Here is a 16,460-nt window from a genome sequence, read left to right as displayed (position 1 = left end):
TCAGGCCGGAGCTGCTCCGGTAGTCATTGGCAAACGTGCGTCGGCGGCCCATTCCTGTAGGGAACCGTCGTAGATCGCGATGTCCTGGCGACCCAACAGGGTCAGGGCCAACGCATTGGCGGCAGCGGAAATACCGCCGCCGCAATACAGCACCAGGGGGCCGTCGCTGTGCAGCAGCGTGGGGCCAATCGCCCGGGCCAGGGCATCCTTGGGCAGGTAGCGGCCGTGGGCGTCGAACAGCTGGCGGGCCGGCAGGTTCTGGCTGCCGGGGATGTGTCCGCGTCGGGCGTAGCGGGTGGCGGTTGAGCCTTCAAACAGCGCGGCACCGAGGGCGCAGATCAGCACGCCCGGGGCGTGGCCTCTGGCGATGGCTTCGACGCCGTGGCGGTCGATCCACAGGTTTTGACGCGGGTGGATGGCCCAGGGTTGTACGGGTGTTATCGGTTCGGCGGGGCCGTTGTGTTCGGGTAGACCGGCTGCGCGCCAGGCATTGAAGCCGCCGTCGAGTACGCTTGCGTCGATGCCCACGCCGCGCAGCATCCACCACAACCGCGCAGCCCAGAAGCCATCGGCGCGGTCGTAGACGACCAGGGTTTTGCCTTGGCCGGCGCCGAGGCTGGCCATTACGCTGACCAGGGTTTCGGGGGGGCGGCAGGGCGAAGCTGAAACTGGCCTGGGTGTCGGCCAGTTCAGTCAATAAATCGGCATGTCGCGCGCCGGGAATATGCGCCTGCAACCAACCTTCCTCGCCGCTGTGGACGCGGTAGTCACCGTCGAATTCGGGCGCTGGTAACACCACCGTGGCATCCAGCACCACCAGCGTCGGGTCGGCGAGAAGCGCGTGCAGCCACTGGCTGTCGACCAGAATGCTCATACGTTTTTACGCCGGATATGGCCAAGTAGACGCTGCCCTTCGGCCCCGGCAAACCAGCGCAGATGGCCGAGCAAGTAGGCGTAATACGCCACATCGGCGCTGGCGGTGGAGCCGACGATGTCGTGGAAGTACGCCACCTCGGACAGCGCGAAATCCACATGCACCAAGGGCAGCAGGGCGCTGAGGGTGTGCAGGTCTCTGGCGCGCAACGGGCGAATCTGGTGGTAGCCGGCGAGCAGCGCATCGACGCTGTCGAGATCGGCGCGGGCCACGCCACCGGTGTCCAGGTCGAGCCAGGGTACGGCGTTGCGTTCGATGGCGGTGGCCAGGTCGAAGAGGGCGAAGGTGCGGTCGGCCAGGCCGAAGTCCAGCACGCTGGAGACACTGCCGTCGGCGTTCCACAACAGGTTGGAGGCGTGCCAGTCGTTGTGGGTCCACAGCGGCGGTTGCTCGCGCAACAACGGATGCAACTCGCGGTGCCAGGGTAGCAACCACTCGCTGAGCTGGGCATGCCAGTCTTTGTCGGCGAGGTAGGCGCTGCTGATGTTTTCCAGCGGTGCTGCGTGCTGGATCAGTCGCGCGTTGGCCAATAGCACCGGGGTCTGGCGTTGCGGCGCGGCGTAGTGTTCAGCCGCTTGATGCAAGCGTGCCAAGGCCTGGCCGGCAGCGACGGCGTGCTGATGCTGTTGAAACGGCGACCACGACAGCGCATCGCGATACAGGTCCAGGCCCTCGGCGATGTGGTGCACTTCATAGGTCCACTCACCTTGCTCGGTGGCCGTGGCGCCCTGTTGGTTCGGCACCACTGCGGCCACTGGCGCGCCTTGGCCATGCAGGTGGGCGATCAGGCGGTGTTCTTCTGCCAGCCACGCCGCTTGGCGCACGTGTTGGTGATGACGTTTGACGAACAGCGTGCCCGTGCCGGTGGTGATCAAGCCTGCGGCGGAAAACGGTCGCGGGCTGTGCCAATGCAGGCTGCGCAGCGCGCCCAGTTGCGGGTAATGGCGCAGCAGCTGTTCGATGTCGCTTTCGTGCAACGCCGGCCAGTCGGCGGCGACCGGTTCCAGGCCCAGGCCATGGGAGGTGCGTTGTGGCTTCATGCCGCCACCTCGGGCAGGAAGGCGTTGCTGGTTGAGCCTTGCCAGGCCTGCGGGTTGTCGAGCACCGCGTGGCTGTGCAGCCACTCGGCGTAGGGTTGTAGCAGCGCCTGGCGTTGCTCGCCCCAGCGGCCTTGGTGCAGCCAGGTCGGGGCGATCTTATGCAGTGAGGCGCTCAACAATTCCGCCGGGAAATACGGCGTGGTGTGCTCGTAGGCGGCGAGGGCGATTGACGGGTCTTGTGCCACGGCCAGATAACCGCGCGCGGTGGCGGCGAGGAAATCACGTACCACTTCGGGCTTGTCCGCCAGGGTGCGTTCATGGGCGCCGAGCAGGTAGCTGTGATAGGCCGGTGCGCCGATCTCATCCACCGGCAACACCACGCGGCGTTCGCTGGCGATGGGGCTGTGCATCAAGGCTTCCCAGGCCCAGTAGCCGCCGAAGCTGGCATCGGCGAGGCCTTCGGCCAGTTGCTCGGGACGCAGTTCGCGCACGCCGCTGTCTACGAGGATTACACCGTCCGGGTCGCCGCCGTCGCGGCTGACCAGGTGGCGCACCATGGCCAGGCCGCGTGGCGTCGGGTTGAGGGCCAGGCGTTTGCCTACGAGGTCGCGGGGGCGGCGGATGCCGGAGTCGGTGAGGGTCTGGATCGATTCCAGGCCGGCGTGGTTGATCGCGGCGATGCCTTGTAGCGGTTGGCCGAGGCTGCGGCGCACCAGCAGGCGGTTGCTGGGGAACAGGCCGAAATCGGCGGCGCCGGTGAGCAGGTGTTGCAGGGTGTCGCCGTGGTAGGGGTCGTGGACGACCAGTTCCACCTCCAGGCCCAGTTCCTTGTACCAGCCGCGTTCGCGGGCCAGGTACAGGCCGGCCGAGTTTGGCCAGGGGTGGAAGTATTCGAGCATTACCTTTACCGACACCATTGCGTGTTACTCCAGCACAGCTTGTTTTGGTCGGGGATTTATAGGGGAGTGATCTGGTATATACCAATATCGTTTTTGGCTATGGATATAACTGGGGTGGTTTTTTTGGTTTTTGGTGGTGGTGTACATATCCGTTATTTAGGTAACGGCTTCCTATGGTTCCGCCCTTACGGCGGCTCACTTTGGAAAAGCCCCAAAGTAAGCAAAGGGCTCTTGCCCCAACACTCGGTGCCTCGCCTAGGCTCGGCATGCCCTCACTCCGGCTTGAATCCGTGGGCCGCCGCCATGCGCCATCCATGGCGCAGGGCGGCTAACCCGGCGTCCTGCCGGGTTGCCCACGGATTCAAGCCTGCGTTCGGCCAGCGTGTTTGACGGGGCAAGTAAGATCAAAAGCCAGAGCGCGGCGGCCTTAAAGCCGACCGGTATTTCTCATGGTGTTCACCGCTCAACTGTGGGAGCTGGCTTGCCTGCGATGCAGACACCTCGGTACATCAGGCAAACCCAGTCGATGCCATCGCAGGCAAGCCAGCTCCCACAGGGAAACGCGACAGCTCCAGAGACCCGGTCGGCTACTAGGCCGCCGTGCTTTGTTTTTGATTTTGATCTTAGGCGCCCCGTTAAACACGCTGGCCGGAATTCGACATGGATTTGGGGGGTAAACCGGCAGGGATGCCGGTTTAGCCGCCCCGCGCCATGGATGGCGCGTGGCGGCGGCCCCCCAAATCCATGTCGGATTACGGGCATGCCGAGCCTAGGCGAGGCACCGAGTGTTGGGGCAAGAGCCCTTTTGGTTACTTTTGGGGCTCTTTTCCAAAAGTGACCCGCCGTAAGGGCGGAACCATAAGCCGCCGTAACCCAAATAATGGATATGTACACCGATAGACCGCCATCACAGGCAAGCCAGCTCCCACAGTTCGAACCCGTTGCATCAGTGAACATTGCGAAATGTTTCATCGAATGCGAAACTGCCGTAATTGTGAATACTTATCATCTAGCCCCTCCGCCGCCCACCCCACGCATCCTCATCATCGAGGATGACGTCGAACTGTGCACCCACCTCAGCACCCACCTCAGCCGCCGCGGCTTCGTCTTGAACAGCGCCCATCGCGGCGACCAAGGCCTGGACATGGCCCTGCATGCGCCGGTGGAGCTGATCCTGCTGGACATCATGCTACCCAACGAAAGCGGCCTGAATATCCTCGCGCGCCTGCGCCACGAGCGCGGTACGCCGGTGATCCTCATGTCGGCCCTGGGCGCCGAGCAGGACCGCATCACCGGCTTCAGCCAGGGCGCGGATGATTACCTGCCCAAGCCCTTCAGCCTGGCCGAACTCGACGTGCGCATCGACGCCTTGCTGCGCCGCGTGGCGATCGATTGCGGGACACGTGCGCCGCAGTTGCTGGCGCGCCCGTCGGCATTGGCGTTCGACAGTTATGGGCGTGACGTCAGCTTCAACGGCGTAGCGGCCGGCCTCACCTCCTCGGAATTCCGCCTGCTGTGCACCCTCCACGAGCACAGCGGTGAAGCACTGACCAAGGCCTTCCTCTATCAACACGTGCTGCATCGGCCCTACACCCGCCTGGACCGTGGCCTGGATGTGCATGTGTGCAACCTGCGGCGCAAACTCGCGGCCATCGACGTGCAGGGCCTGCGCATCGACGCTGTGCGTCACCAAGGCTACGTGCTGATGTGCGAAGGCGCCTGATGCAGCGTCGCCACCCCTTGCTGTGGAAAATGGCGCTGCTGCAAGTGGGCTTCTGCGTGCTGCTGGTGTGGCTGGTGTGGAGCTGGGGCTTGCAGGTAGAACGCAACACCTACTTTCTGGAAGCACCGGACCGCATCGCGTTGGCCGCGTACGCCGCCGAGGCCGAACAAGTGGCGGCCACTGGCGATGCCGACGCCGTAGAACGCTGGCGCCTGGCCTTGCAGCAGCGCGAACACACGTGGGTCGCCGTGCTGGATGACTATCTGCACAGCCTTGGCACCACGCCGCTGAATGCCGAGCAGGTCAGCCACCTGACCTTTATGCGCAAGCTCGGTTGGCCGATGAGCAAGCGCCTCGACGATGAACTGCCCTACGTCAGCATCGCCTTTCCCCAGCACCCGGAACGCGGCCGGCTGGTGATGCAATTGCCCGAACGCCTGCTGCCGCCGGGGCTCACGCCGTGGACCCACGTGTTCACCCACGGCGTGGTGCCGGTGCTGCTGGCGCTGGGCCTGGGCTTGCTGCTGTACCGGCACCTGGTGCAGCCGCTGAATGAGTTGCGCGAGCGCGCCAATGCGCTGAGTTCGGGCGATCTGGCGCCGCTGGCCAGCAGCAGCGTGACCCGGCGCCCGGATGAATTGGGCGAGTTGGCCCGCGCCTACGAACACATGGCCGAGCGCCTGCGCCAGAGCCTCAACCAGCAGCGCCAATTGCTGCGCACCTTGTCCCATGAAATCCGCACGCCATTGGCCCGCTTGAAGATCGCCAGCGACAGCGGCCTGCCGCCCGAGCAGTTGCAGCAGCGCCTGTCCCGCGAGGTGGAGGAAATGCGCCGGCTGGTGGACGACTCCCTCAACCTGGCCTGGCTCGACACCGAAAAGCCGCGCCTTGAAGCCGAAGAGGTGGTGGTGGCCTCGGTGTGGGAAGCCTTGGTGCAAGATGCGCACTTCGAAACGGGCTGGCCGCTGGACGCGTTGGTGTGTGAACTGGACAGCACCTGCCTCCTGCACGTGCACCTCAACAGCTTCGCCCAGGCCCTGGAAAATATCCTGCGCAATGCCATCCGCCATTCGCCGGAACACGGGGTGATCCGCCTCAGCGGCAGACGTGAAGACGATAACTGGTGCCTGGTGATCGAAGACCAGGGGCCGGGGGTGGCCGAGGCCGACCTGGAGCGCATCTTCGAAGCCTACCTGCGCTTGGACGGCACCGTCGGCAGCGGATTTGGCCTGGGCTTGAGCATCGCCCGCCGTGCCATCGAATTGCAGGGCGGGGCGTTGTGGGCCACCTGCGGCAGCCAGGGCCTGCGCATGAACCTGCGCCTGTCGGCGGCAAATGTTTAGAAAGTTAAGTTTCTTTACTCGTTATTGCATCTGATTATCATCTGCGATCTTTGATGGCCCGCCGCTATCGGTCGGGTTGACGTTTGGAGATCGCCCCATGTTCCGCTTGTCCCTGCTTGCCGTGAGTATTTGCAGCCTGTTGCCCGTCGCCGGTTTTGCCGCCGAGGCCGAAGCGCCCGCGCAGATGGAACTGCCGACCCAGACCGTGTTGGGCACCGCGCAGGAAGAGATCAAGCAGATGCCCGGCGTGTCGATCATCACCGCCGAGGACATCAAGAAACGCCCGCCGGCCAACGACCTCTCGGAAATCATCCGCACCATGCCCGGCGTCAACCTCACCGGCAACTCCAGCAGCGGCCAGCGCGGCAACAACCGCCAGATCGACATCCGTGGCATGGGCCCGGAAAACACCCTGATCCTGGTGGACGGCAAACCGGTGAGCAGCCGCAACTCGGTGCGCTACGGCTGGCGCGGCGAGCGTGACAGCCGGGGCGACACCAACTGGGTGCCGGCCGATCAAGTGGAGCGCATCGAAGTCATCCGTGGCCCGGCCGCCGCGCGTTACGGCAACGGCGCGGCGGGCGGCGTGGTGAACATCATCACCAAGCAGCCCGGCACCGAGACCCACGGCTCGGCGACGATCTACCACAACTTCGCCCAGCACAAGGCAGAGGGCGAGACCGAGCGCATGAACTTCGGCCTCAACGGCCCGCTCACCGACAACCTCAGCTACCGCGTGTACGGCAACATTGCCAAGACCAACGCCGATGACGCCGACATCAACAGCGGCCACGAATCCGCGCGCTACGGCACCCAGATCGGCACACTGCCAGCGGGGCGCGAAGGCGTGCGCAACAAGGACGTCAACGGCCTGCTCAGCTGGAAAATGACCCCCGAGCAAACCCTCGACCTGGAGGCCGGTTTCAGCCGCCAGGGCAACATCTACACCGGCGATACGCAGAACACCAACAGCAATGCCAGCGTGAAAAGCATGCTCGGCCATGAGACCAATATCCTCTACCGCGAACACTACGCGCTGACCCACCGTGGCGAATGGGATTTCGGCAGCAGCCTGGCCTACCTGCAATACGAAAAGACCCGCAACAGCCGCATCAACGAAGGCCTCGCGGGCGGCACCGAAGGCATCTTCGCCAACACCGATTTCTACACCACCACACTGCGCGACCTGACCGCCCACGGCGAAGTCAGCCTGCCGCTGCACGCCGGTTTCGAGCAGGTACTGACCCTGGGCACCGAGTGGGTCGAGTCCAAGCTCGACGACCCGAGCGCCAATACCCAGACCACCACTGCAGGCGGCAGCGTGGCCGGGCTGACCAGCACCAACCGCAGCAGCACCTCGTCGTCGCGGATCTTCTCGGTGTTTGCCGAAGACAACATTGAACTGCGCCCCGGCACGCGCCTCACCCCCGGCCTGCGCCTGGACCACCACGATATTGTCGGCGACAACTGGAGCCCGTCGCTGAACCTGTCCCAAGTGCTCACCGACACCCTGACCTTGAAGGCCGGCATCGCCCGCTCGTACAAGGCGCCGAACCTGTATCAGCTCAACCCCAACTACCTGCTGTACAGCAACGGCCAGGGTTGCTACGGCTCGACCAAGAGCTGCTACCTGCAAGGCAACGCCGACCTTGAAGCGGAAACCAGCGTCAACAAGGAGCTGGGGATCGAGTACCGCAACGACGGTGTGGTCGCGGGGCTGACGTACTTCCGCAACGACTACAAGAACAAGATCGAATCCGGCCTGACCCCGGTCGGCACCGCCACCGGCGGCACGGGCACCACCGCGGGTGCCAACGTGTTCCAGTGGGAAAACGTGCCCAAGGCGCTGGTCGAAGGGCTCGAAGGCAACCTCACCTTGCCGTTGGCCGATTCGCTGACCTGGACCAACAACTTCACCTACATGCTGCAATCGAAAAACAAACAGACCGGCGATGTGCTCTCGGTCACGCCCAAGTACACCCTCAACTCGATGCTCGACTGGCAGGCCACGCAAGACCTGTCCCTGCAAGCGAACGTGGCCTGGTACGGCAAGCAGACGCCGAAAAAATATGACTACCACGGCTACCGCGTGACCGGTTCGTCGAACAACCAGCTGTCGCCGTATGCGATTGCCGGTGTGAGCGGCACCTATGCCATCAGCAAGAACCTGAGCCTCACGGCCGGCGTGGATAACGTCTTCGACAAACGCCTGTGGCGCGAAGGCAATGCCCAGGGCGTGAACAATATCGACGGTGCGGGCGCGGCGACTTACAACCAGTCCGGGCGAACCTTGTTCACCAGCCTGACGGCGTCGTTCTGATGCGCCGGGGGATTTTTCTCGCGCTGCTGTTTACCTCGGTCGCCTACGCCAAGCCAGCACCGGACCAGTTGATGGACGCCCCGGTGTTGCGTGAAGCCAGCGACTACAGCTTCAGCACCCTGGAACTGGACTCCGCCGACGGCGCGCGGCACTACCGCATCTGGCTGGGGCGCCCGCTCAAGGTCAGCGCGGCCAACCCGGTCGCCTACCTGCTGGACGGCAACGCCGCCATGGCGGCGCTGGACACGGCGCTGCTCAACCGCCTGTCCCACAGTGCCACGCCACCGGTGCTGGTGGCGGTGGGGTACGCCACACCGCTGCGCATCGAACGCAACGCGCGCACCTTCGACTACACCCCGCGCGTTGGCGAGGGCGCCCAGCGCGACCCACTGACCGATGTGGCCAGTGGCGGCGCGGAGCCGTTTCTCGACCTGCTCACGCAGCAGATCCGCCCGCTGATAGACCAGCGGTTGGAGGAGAAGCCCAAGCGGCAGCTGTTGTGGGGGCATTCCTATGGCGGCTTGTTGGTGCTGTACACCCTGATGACCCGGCCGGAGGCGTTTGACGAGTACGCGGCGGCCAGCCCATCGTTGTGGTGGAACGGCGGGGTGATTCACACCGAAGGCTTGGCACAGCGCTTGAAGGGCAAGCATCCGACGTTGCTGATGATGCGCGGGGATGAGGAGCCTGCGAGCCCGTCCAGGCAGGTCGGGCCGAAAGGGGATGGGGCGGCGAAGAAACTGCTGGCGGATTTGCAGCGGGTGGAGGGGTTGAAGGTGCGGTATCAGGCCTTCCCTGGATTGGGGCATGGGCCGATGTTGGCGGCGTCACTGCGCTATACCTTGGAACACCTAAGCCAGCCATAGCGCAATTCAAAATGTGGGAGCTGGCTTGCCTGCGATGGCGGTGGATCAGTCACTGATGTGCAAACTGACTCACCGCTATCGCAGGTAAGCCAGCTCCCACATTTGATTTTCATCGAGCTTGAGCGCTGTACCTGGCCATACAAAATGCTGATCGGATAGCTGGTGATTCATTACGTCTAGCATCGGATCAGTCGTGACCCGGATCAATGAGGGAGAAACAGATGTTGTTCACAGTCAGGTCTCCTAGATAACTGAGCGTCACTATGATGTTGGGATGGGTATCTTGGTTGAGATAATAGCTATCCGAACCACCTCGCATTCCCATGCCGCCAGGAAGTTTGAACGGTGGTTTGGACTCACTTGGTACTCCTAAACCGTTACGAACTGAACGCTGGTCCATATGCAACGTAAACGGTTCAGGTAGTGCCCCGGTGTAAATCGGCTGGTCAACCGTCTGAATCAAAATGATCATCACCTGTTCTAAACGCTTCGTTTTTGCCCAAAACCACAGTTCAACTCCAGGTATTGGCTTCTGAAGGAGGTCTTCGTTGTCATCATCTTCAAAAAGAGGCGTCAGCGGTTGATCTGGAATGACACCCTTCGCCAAAAGATCGCTATAGAGGCCGCTTAGGCTGCTTACCCACAAGGCCACCATTTCAGCATTCATTAGTACCATCCTCGATCTTCGTTGATTTTGTGCATTTTATGCCGAGCGTTCTCTAATTCATTTTCTGAAAAACCCTGTTCAAGCAAGTGCGGTTTCAATGCGTTGAAATTGTTGTCCACCGCCCCGCGGAGGTCGCGAGCATCGATTTTTTGTTTTGTTTTAGTATTTCTCCAGCCATAGGTTTCACTATATTTCTGATGAATATGAGCGGGTACAGCGATGCTCGCTACGTAATTCATCAGGTTGTGAATCTCATCTGAGGAGAAGCTTTTATTTCTTGTTAGGTAGCGCTTTAGGGCTGCTCGTGAGGGCATGTGATCTAAGTGAACACCTTCGCGCGCTCGTCCGGCGAATGCGCCATAAATATCTACTTCTAATGGCCTGACCGCCGGCTTGGCAAACACCAAATACAACGGCGCCACACCCGAATCAGCCGGAAACGTAATGATCGTATCCTGCCAGGTCACATCCTCGGCATCTTGGCCTGGATAGTGAGTGAGGGCCGAATCTGGCCCTACTGCAATCGGATGAACCAGTAAATTTTCAAGCCGCTCGGGCGTACCTGGATAAGGACTTGGCGCACTGACCACCGGCCCGTTGTTGGGCGTCCAAGTAATGCTGATGCCATCCAGACCGCCACCATCGCGCTTTTGTCGGCGTTCCATCGGGCGTGTGCAACAGGCACCCGATCCGAACCACTGCCCGGCGAGGTGTGGATGCCATAAGCTCTCAATTCCCCCGCGTCATCCTGACGGAACTGGAACCGCACCCGTGTGCTTGCCGATTGCAGATTTGCCAATTGCGCTGGGGTGTAGAGGGTCGAATCGCCAATATCTCTCGGCCAAAAGGCCAGCAACACGACGTTCAATGCGGCGCTTGCGCCCGCTACTCCACGTACTGCCCAAGTACCGAGGTCACTGCCGAGCGTCCCCGCGATACGCCCGACAGTACCAGCGGTGCCGGTTGAAGCGATCAGAGCAGTTTTGCCGAAATTGTCTGCACGTTCGGGAGCTTGTCCCGCCGCTGTGGAACCGGCGGGCACTGAGACACAGGATTTTGCGAATACACACACATTCAGCGCATCAGGTTGTGCGTTCGGCGCGAAAGCCTCGGCGGCCGTGCTGCGAGCTGAAGTGGTTCCCGGCGGTGGCAAAAAAGACGGCGACTTTTCAGGGTCTATGTCCTGAAACTCCATGAATTGGTTGGCGATGAGTTTAGGTGGCGGGTCACATTTGCAGCGGCACACGTCGCCTTCCAACGCGGCCTCTGCACCGTCCCATATTTCGCCCAGTCGCGGCCCGACACACACGACGACACCTTGGCTGGAGCAGGCGGGGCAGAAGATGAGATCGCCCTGTCTGACCATTCCCAACCCGTTAATGGTACCGCCCGTGTACCCGGTGTAGACCGTGCCGCCGGCCGTTGTCTTGGCGCCGTTGGTTAGGTTGTAACGCCTCATGCCTCATTCTCCGCGTGCAAGCCTGGCTGCAGAAGCCTCCACCTGCGCCAGCCTTTGCGGGCTATCGCGTTGCTGGTGAAGATCGCGCCTAACTGGCGCGAGAAGAATGCTGCTGAATGAAGGAAGTCCAAACAACTGACCGTTCGGCTAGGTATTCGAAGAAACAGAAATTTCCGACACCTATCAGCGGTTGGCCCTCGGAAACTAGCTCTTTAGTCTCCGTACACCGCTGCACACTCAGCGGTCGGGCGTCGCGGCCCGGTTTCCTATGGACGCTAAGCGTCATCGTCTGCTTTCAGTTGGCGCTTTTTTATCGTCTACTGTGCGGCGCTATGGCGGCTGTGCGCGGGATACCTTCGGGTATGCCGGGTTTCCTAAGGACCGGTCCGCGAACCTGCGTACAGCTGCCACCCCCATCGCGTCGCGGCGATCAATGGCAGCTCCACTTTCCTTAGGAGCTTCACAATGATCAAACCCACCCCCAATCCCCCTGTCCGTCTATTTGCCGTAGCGGATGGAATCAATACCGAAGACCTGCTGGTCAACCTCAGCGAAACACTCGCCTCGGCCAATGCATTGAGCTGTGATCTTGCGTTTAATCTGGAAGGATCGAAGCGAGAGGAGTTGCTGGGCGTTGCGCAGTTGATTGAACTGGCGCAGTTGCTGGCAGATCGCGTGCAAGATAGCGTCGGGCAGACGATCACCGCGTGCAGCTAACGGCACTGCTTGAATGTGGGGCTGGTGTGGGAGCTGGCTTGCCTGCGATGCAGACGACTCGGTCTGTCAATCAGACCGAGGTGATGCCATCGCAGGCAAGCCAGTTCCCACAAAAGCCAGCTCCCACATTTGATTTTCATCAAGCTTAAGAGCTGTATCCGGCCTTACAAAATGCTGATCGGATAGCTGACAATCACCCGATGCTCATCACTGTCCCGCTGCGTCGTCACTTCCGTACGCAACGACGCATGCCGCAACGCAATGCTCAGGTTCTTCAACGGCCCTTGCTGGACCACATAACTCACCGTCAAGTTACGCTCCCACTCGCTTTTATCCCCCGTCGGCGTGCGGATGTTCGAGCCGCTTTCGTACATGCCCATGAAGCTCAAACCCGGTACACCGACCGCGGCGAAGTCATAGCCGTATTTCACCTGCCAGGTGGTCTCGCCGGCGCGTTGGAATTTGCCGACCATCGACTCGGTCATGAAGTACGCCGTGGAACCATCGCCCTGGTTCAACCACACCGCGTCGCTGTCGCCGCTGACTTGTTGCAGGCCGGCGGCAATCGTGTGGCCGTTGACCAGGTAGGTGAATTGCGCGCTGCTCAGGCGGCTGTCGACTTTGCCCTTGGTCACGCCGTCGCCGTAGTAGCCGAGGGTGTAGTAGGCCGGGTCGTTGCTGTTGGCGCCGTCGGAGCGGTTGTCGAAGTGGCGCAGGTCGGTGCGCAGGGTGCCGGGACCGATCTGCCAGTCGTATTTGAGGCCCAGGAAGTGCTGTTTGTAGAAGTCCTGCAGGTTGCCGTAGTAGTACTGCAAGGTCAGGTCTTTGGTCGGTTTGTAGTCGACGCCACCGTAGTAGAACTTGTTGACGAAGGTGCCGCTCACTGCGTTGTTGGCGCCGGGGATCGACATGCCCATCTGGTCGCTCGACCCACGGCCTTTCACGTGTTCCAGCTGGCCGAGGGTGAAGGTGAAGTGGTCGAGGTCCTTGGACTGCACCTGGCCGCCATTGAATGTCTGTTGCAGCATGCGGTCGGTGGACATCACCACCGGCAGCATCGGCACCAGGGTGCCGTATTTCAGCTCGGTCTTGGCGAAGCGGGCCTTGGCGGTGAGGCCCAGGCTGCCGAATTCGTCCACGGCGCGGCCGTCGTGGTCGGTGGGGAAGATATTGCCGTTGAACGCGGTGCTTTGCGGGTTGTAGTGGCGGCCTTTGCCCGAGTCCAGGCGGATGCCGAACATGCCGATGGCGTCCACGCCGAAGCCCACGGTGCCCTGGGTGAAGCCCGATTCGAAGTTGGCGATAAAACCCTGGCCCCATTCCTGGGTGTAGTTGGGGTCGGCCGCGCCGCTGCGGTTGTCGGCGTTACTGAAGAAGTTGCGGGCCAGCACGTTGAGCTTGCTGTCTTCCACCAGGCCGGCGGCGTAGCCCTGCTGGGCGATCATCAGGCCGCACAGGCCGGCGAGTACGGTTGGTGCGCGATTGAAAAGCTCCATCGGTGTCATCCCCATGTGTGTTTGGTTTTTTGAGGGCAGTCAAAAGCGGCAGTAAAATTTTTCTTATTTTTCAGGAGCAACGGTGGCGGGCACGACATGCAGTCGCACCGGCGGCAAGCGGTACAGGATGAACAGGGCGAGCACGCCGATCCCGGCGCACAGCAACAGGCCCACGCCGACGGACTGGGCCAGCGCATCGCGGGCCAGGTCCAGCCAGGGCGAGGCGGCGAGGTGGGCATGCAACAGGGTTTGCGGGTCGGCGTAGAGGGCGATGCCTTCGGCGTGATCGGCGGCGAGGAACACCCGCTGCACATTGGCGCTGTAGAGCAGGTTGACCAGCACGCCCATGCCGGCGGTGCCGAGCAAACCGCCGACCAGGCGCAGGGATTGGGTCAGCGCCGTGGCAATGCCGAGGAACTGGCGCTCGGCCAAGGTCTGGGTGAACACCGTGAGGTTGAGCAGGATGAACCCCAGGCCCAAGCCTGCCAGCAGAATCAGGCCGAGCAGCCCATTGAACGACGCCCCGCGCCCGACCACCGCCAACCCGAGGCACGCCAGCAACAGCGCGACAAACCCTGCCAGCGGCAGCCAGTTCGGGTTGCGCAAACGGGTGACGATGCGGCTGTTGACGATGGCACCCAGGGTGATGCTCAGCGCCAGCGGCGTGATCAACAGGCCGGCGTCCTGGGGCGAGTAACCATAGGCGCCTTGCAGCAGCAGCGGCAGGTAGAACAGCAGCGAAAACATGATCGCCCCGGCCGCTACCGACAAGATAAACAACAGGCGCAGGCTCGGCAGGCCGAACAGTGCGGCAGGCAACAGCGCGTGGGCGCAACGCCGCTCCCAATGCCACAGCGCAACAACCGCCGCGATACAACCCAGGCCCAGCGCCGCACTCAGTGCCAGGCTCGCGTGCCCAAGCCACTCCACAAACAATTGCAGGCTGCCCAACGCCAGGGCGATCAACAGCGCGCCGGGCCAATCCAGGCGAATGCCCACTCGTTGCTGCGGGCGATACCAGGGCAAGAAGCGCCAGGCAATCAACAGCGCCACGCAGCCCAACGGCAGGTTGATATAAAACACCGCGCGCCAGCCAAAGGTGCCCGTGAGGTAACCGCCGAGCCCCGGGCCGATGGCATTGACCACGCTGAACAGCGCACTCAACAGCATCTGCCAGCGCAGGCGTTGGCGCGTATCGGGAAACAGCTCGGGGATGCAGGCAAACGCGGTGCCAATCAGCATGCCGCCGCCGACCCCTTGCAACGCGCGGCCGATCACCAGCACCAGCATGTCATTGGCCACCGCGCAGGCCAGGGAGGCCAGGGTGAAAATCAGCGTGGCGGCGAGCACAAACGGCTTGCGCCCGTAGTAATCCCCCAGCCGCCCGAAAATCGGGATGGTCACGATGGACGCCAACAGATAACCGGTGGCGACCCACGCATAGAGTTCAAAGCCGTCCAGTTCGGCGACGATGCTCGGCAACGCGTTGCCGATCACGGTCTGGTCCAGCGCCGAGAGCATCAGCACCAACGAGATGCCGATCATCGCCAGCAAGGCCTGCTTGAAACTCAGGGGAGGGTGGGCCGCCACGGTCATCGCAGGGGCCTCAGCGCAGCGCGGCGACGGCAGCGGCAATGCGCGCGCAGCCTTGGTCGAGCGTGCTGATGTCGGTGGCAATCGACATGCGGAAGAACGGCGCCAAACCATAGGCCGTGCCGGCGACTACCGCCACGCCCTGGCTTTCCAGCAGGTACATCACCACCTCGCTGTCGCTGTTGAGCACCTGGCCCTCGGCCGTGGTTTTACCCAGCAGGCCGCCGCAGTTCACATACAGATAGAACGCGCCGTCGGGCTTGCGGCAGCTGAGGCCGGGGATGGCGTTGAGCAGATCCAGGCAGCGGTCGCGACGTTGCTGGTACACCTCGACGCTGTGCTTGACGAAGCTTTGGTCGCCATTCAGCGCTTCCACGGCGGCCGCCTGGCTGACCGAGCAGGCGTTGCTGGTGGACTGGGATTGCAGCGTCGCCATGGCCCCGATCAGGTCGGCGGGGCCGGCGGCGTAACCGATGCGCCAGCCGGTCATGGCGTAGGTCTTGGACACGCCGTTGACCACCAGGCTGCGCTCGCTCAAGGCCGGTTCGATGGCGAGGATATGCGGGTTGTCCAGGCCTTCGTAACGGATGTGCTCGTAGATGTCATCGGTCATCAGCAGCACGTGGGGGAAATCCAGCAGCACATCGGCCAGCGCGCGCAATTCGGCGGCGCTGTAGCTGGCGCCGGTGGGATTGCTCGGCGAGTTGAGCAGCAGCCAGCGGGTGCGTGGGGTGATTGCGTTGCGCAGTTGCGCCGGGGTCAGCTTGAAGCCTTCGTGTTCCGGGCAGGCCAGGGTCACGGGTTCGCCTTCGCAGGCCAGCACCATGTCCGGGTAGGACACCCAGTACGGCGCCGGGATCAGCACTTTATCGCCCGCACCGAGGGTGGCGGCGAAGGCATTGAAGATCGCGCTCTTGGCGCCACTGGTCACCAGTACCTGGCTGGCGCTGTAGCTCAGGCCGTTTTCGCGGGCCAGCTTGGCGACGATGGCCTGGCGCAGTTCCGGGGTGCCGGCGTTTTGCGTATAGCGGGTTTCACCTCGCTCAATCGCAGCGCTGGCGGCTTGGCGGATGTTGGTGGGCGTGTCGAAATCCGGCTCGCCCACCACCAGGTTGATGATGGACTGGCCCTGGCGACGCAACTCGTTGGCGCGGTCGGACGCGGCGCTGCTGGGCGATGGTTTGATGCGTTGCACACGGGCGGCGATGCGGGAGGCAGTCACGGGGCGTTCCTCGTTGATGGCGTTGACAGGGGCCACAGTACGAGGCGTCGGGGAAGGGGCCATAAGACGAGATCGTTCTGGGTTGATAGGCAGTGCTTATGGCTGGGGGCGCACTGAAAGGGTGCGTGCAGCGGGGCGTGCGCCGCGCAGGTGCTTGGAATGGTTATTTTGGAGTAGCCAT

The 16,460-nt window shown here is 62.6% G+C and carries 14 protein-coding genes; 5 read left to right on the top strand and 9 right to left on the bottom strand.

The genetic code is table 11. The features are described from left to right. From PSH87_RS18050 to PSH87_RS18040, 3 genes are all read right to left on the bottom strand, one after another. Window positions 1-624 carry a sulfurtransferase gene (locus tag PSH87_RS18050; RefSeq protein ID WP_305430518.1) on the bottom strand — a complete coding sequence of 208 codons (624 nt, stop codon included), beginning with the start codon at window positions 622-624 and terminating at the stop codon, window positions 1-3. 246 nt (window positions 625-870) lie between these two features. Further along, complete coding sequence (locus PSH87_RS18045) at window positions 871-1,974, bottom strand: phosphotransferase (protein ID WP_305430517.1); 1,104 nt, start codon at window positions 1,972-1,974, stop codon at window positions 871-873. Then, entirely contained in the window at window positions 1,971-2,891 is a 921-nt protein-coding gene (locus tag PSH87_RS18040) for an ABC transporter substrate-binding protein (protein WP_305430516.1), read from the bottom strand. The genes PSH87_RS18045 and PSH87_RS18040 overlap by 4 nt, the downstream gene beginning before the upstream one ends. A 976-nt stretch (window positions 2,892-3,867) precedes the next feature. On the opposite strand from PSH87_RS18040, the gene PSH87_RS18035 reads away from it, so the two are divergent. The 4 genes from PSH87_RS18035 (at window position 3,868) to PSH87_RS18020 (ending at window position 9,125) form a co-directional block, all read left to right on the top strand. Continuing rightward, window positions 3,868-4,596 (top strand): response regulator transcription factor, encoded by a 729-nt coding sequence (locus PSH87_RS18035; RefSeq protein WP_305430515.1) that lies wholly within the window; start codon window positions 3,868-3,870, stop codon window positions 4,594-4,596. After that, the gene (locus tag PSH87_RS18030) at window positions 4,596-5,939 is read left to right on the top strand and encodes a sensor histidine kinase (RefSeq protein WP_305430514.1); all 1,344 of its coding nucleotides are present in this window, start codon (window positions 4,596-4,598) and stop codon (window positions 5,937-5,939) included. The genes PSH87_RS18035 and PSH87_RS18030 overlap by 1 nt, the downstream gene beginning before the upstream one ends. A gap of 97 nt (window positions 5,940-6,036) precedes the next feature. Then, the gene (locus tag PSH87_RS18025; protein WP_305430513.1) at window positions 6,037-8,259 is read left to right on the top strand and encodes a TonB-dependent siderophore receptor; all 2,223 of its coding nucleotides are present in this window, start codon (window positions 6,037-6,039) and stop codon (window positions 8,257-8,259) included. Next, window positions 8,259-9,125 carry an alpha/beta hydrolase gene (locus tag PSH87_RS18020; protein WP_305430512.1) on the top strand — a complete coding sequence of 289 codons (867 nt, stop codon included), beginning with the start codon at window positions 8,259-8,261 and terminating at the stop codon, window positions 9,123-9,125. The genes PSH87_RS18025 and PSH87_RS18020 overlap by 1 nt, the downstream gene beginning before the upstream one ends. Window positions 9,126-9,312: 187 nt before the next feature. On the opposite strand, the gene PSH87_RS18015 is transcribed toward PSH87_RS18020, so the two are convergent. From PSH87_RS18015 to PSH87_RS18005, 3 genes are read right to left on the bottom strand one after another with little or no spacing between them, the layout of a single operon-like run. Then, window positions 9,313-9,792, bottom strand: a complete 480-nt coding sequence (locus PSH87_RS18015) for a DUF6392 family protein (protein WP_305430511.1) — start codon at window positions 9,790-9,792, stop codon at window positions 9,313-9,315. Continuing rightward, entirely contained in the window at window positions 9,792-10,382 is a 591-nt protein-coding gene (locus PSH87_RS18010; protein ID WP_305430509.1) for an S-type pyocin domain-containing protein, read from the bottom strand. Before PSH87_RS18010 ends, PSH87_RS18015 begins: the two co-directional genes overlap by 1 nt. Continuing rightward, the gene (locus PSH87_RS18005; protein WP_305430508.1) at window positions 10,307-11,251 is read right to left on the bottom strand and encodes an S-type pyocin domain-containing protein; all 945 of its coding nucleotides are present in this window, start codon (window positions 11,249-11,251) and stop codon (window positions 10,307-10,309) included. The genes PSH87_RS18010 and PSH87_RS18005 overlap by 76 nt, the downstream gene beginning before the upstream one ends. Window positions 11,252-11,716: 465 nt before the next feature. Between PSH87_RS18005 and PSH87_RS18000 the strand changes: the two genes are divergently transcribed. Next, entirely contained in the window at window positions 11,717-11,968 is a 252-nt protein-coding gene (locus tag PSH87_RS18000; RefSeq protein WP_017734157.1) for a DUF6124 family protein, read from the top strand. 164 nt (window positions 11,969-12,132) lie between these two features. On the opposite strand, the gene PSH87_RS17995 is transcribed toward PSH87_RS18000, so the two are convergent. The 3 genes from PSH87_RS17995 to PSH87_RS17985 all read right to left on the bottom strand — a co-directional run bounded on the left by PSH87_RS17995 (window position 12,133) and on the right by PSH87_RS17985 (window position 16,279). After that, window positions 12,133-13,464 carry an OprD family porin gene (locus PSH87_RS17995; RefSeq protein WP_017737187.1) on the bottom strand — a complete coding sequence of 444 codons (1,332 nt, stop codon included), beginning with the start codon at window positions 13,462-13,464 and terminating at the stop codon, window positions 12,133-12,135. A gap of 63 nt (window positions 13,465-13,527) precedes the next feature. Continuing rightward, window positions 13,528-15,060, bottom strand: coding sequence for an MFS transporter (locus PSH87_RS17990; protein WP_305430506.1), 1,533 nt, complete (start codon window positions 15,058-15,060; stop codon window positions 13,528-13,530). A gap of 10 nt (window positions 15,061-15,070) precedes the next feature. Next, window positions 15,071-16,279: an aspartate transaminase gene (locus PSH87_RS17985; protein WP_305430505.1), complete on the bottom strand. Its 1,209-nt coding sequence runs from the start codon at window positions 16,277-16,279 to the stop codon at window positions 15,071-15,073. Window positions 16,280-16,460: the final 181 nt, after the last annotated feature.

The sequence above is a fragment of the Pseudomonas sp. FP453 genome (genome assembly GCF_030687495.1).
Taxonomy (GTDB): domain Bacteria; phylum Pseudomonadota; class Gammaproteobacteria; order Pseudomonadales; family Pseudomonadaceae; genus Aquipseudomonas.
Note: the sequence above shows the minus strand (reverse complement) of the source record. Positions and strands in the feature narration are given on the sequence as shown.

Excerpts from the sequence above, each read along its gene's own strand:
- PSH87_RS18050 (WP_305430518.1), bottom strand. The coding sequence starts at position 624 with ATGGCCAGCCTCGGCGCCGGCCAAGGCAAAACCCTGGTCGTCTACGAC.
- PSH87_RS18045 (WP_305430517.1), bottom strand. The coding sequence starts at position 1,974 with ATGAAGCCACAACGCACCTCCCATGGCCTGGGCCTGGAACCGGTCGCC.
- PSH87_RS18040 (WP_305430516.1), bottom strand. The coding sequence starts at position 2,891 with ATGGTGTCGGTAAAGGTAATGCTCGAATACTTCCACCCCTGGCCAAAC.
- PSH87_RS18030 (WP_305430514.1), top strand. The coding sequence starts at position 4,596 with ATGCAGCGTCGCCACCCCTTGCTGTGGAAAATGGCGCTGCTGCAAGTG.
- PSH87_RS18025 (WP_305430513.1), top strand. The coding sequence starts at position 6,037 with ATGTTCCGCTTGTCCCTGCTTGCCGTGAGTATTTGCAGCCTGTTGCCC.
- PSH87_RS18020 (WP_305430512.1), top strand. The coding sequence starts at position 8,259 with ATGCGCCGGGGGATTTTTCTCGCGCTGCTGTTTACCTCGGTCGCCTAC.
- PSH87_RS18015 (WP_305430511.1), bottom strand. The coding sequence starts at position 9,792 with ATGAATGCTGAAATGGTGGCCTTGTGGGTAAGCAGCCTAAGCGGCCTC.
- PSH87_RS18005 (WP_305430508.1), bottom strand. The coding sequence starts at position 11,251 with ATGAGGCGTTACAACCTAACCAACGGCGCCAAGACAACGGCCGGCGGC.
- PSH87_RS18000 (WP_017734157.1), top strand. The coding sequence starts at position 11,717 with ATGATCAAACCCACCCCCAATCCCCCTGTCCGTCTATTTGCCGTAGCG.
- PSH87_RS17995 (WP_017737187.1), bottom strand. The coding sequence starts at position 13,464 with ATGGAGCTTTTCAATCGCGCACCAACCGTACTCGCCGGCCTGTGCGGC.
- PSH87_RS17990 (WP_305430506.1), bottom strand. The coding sequence starts at position 15,060 with ATGACCGTGGCGGCCCACCCTCCCCTGAGTTTCAAGCAGGCCTTGCTG.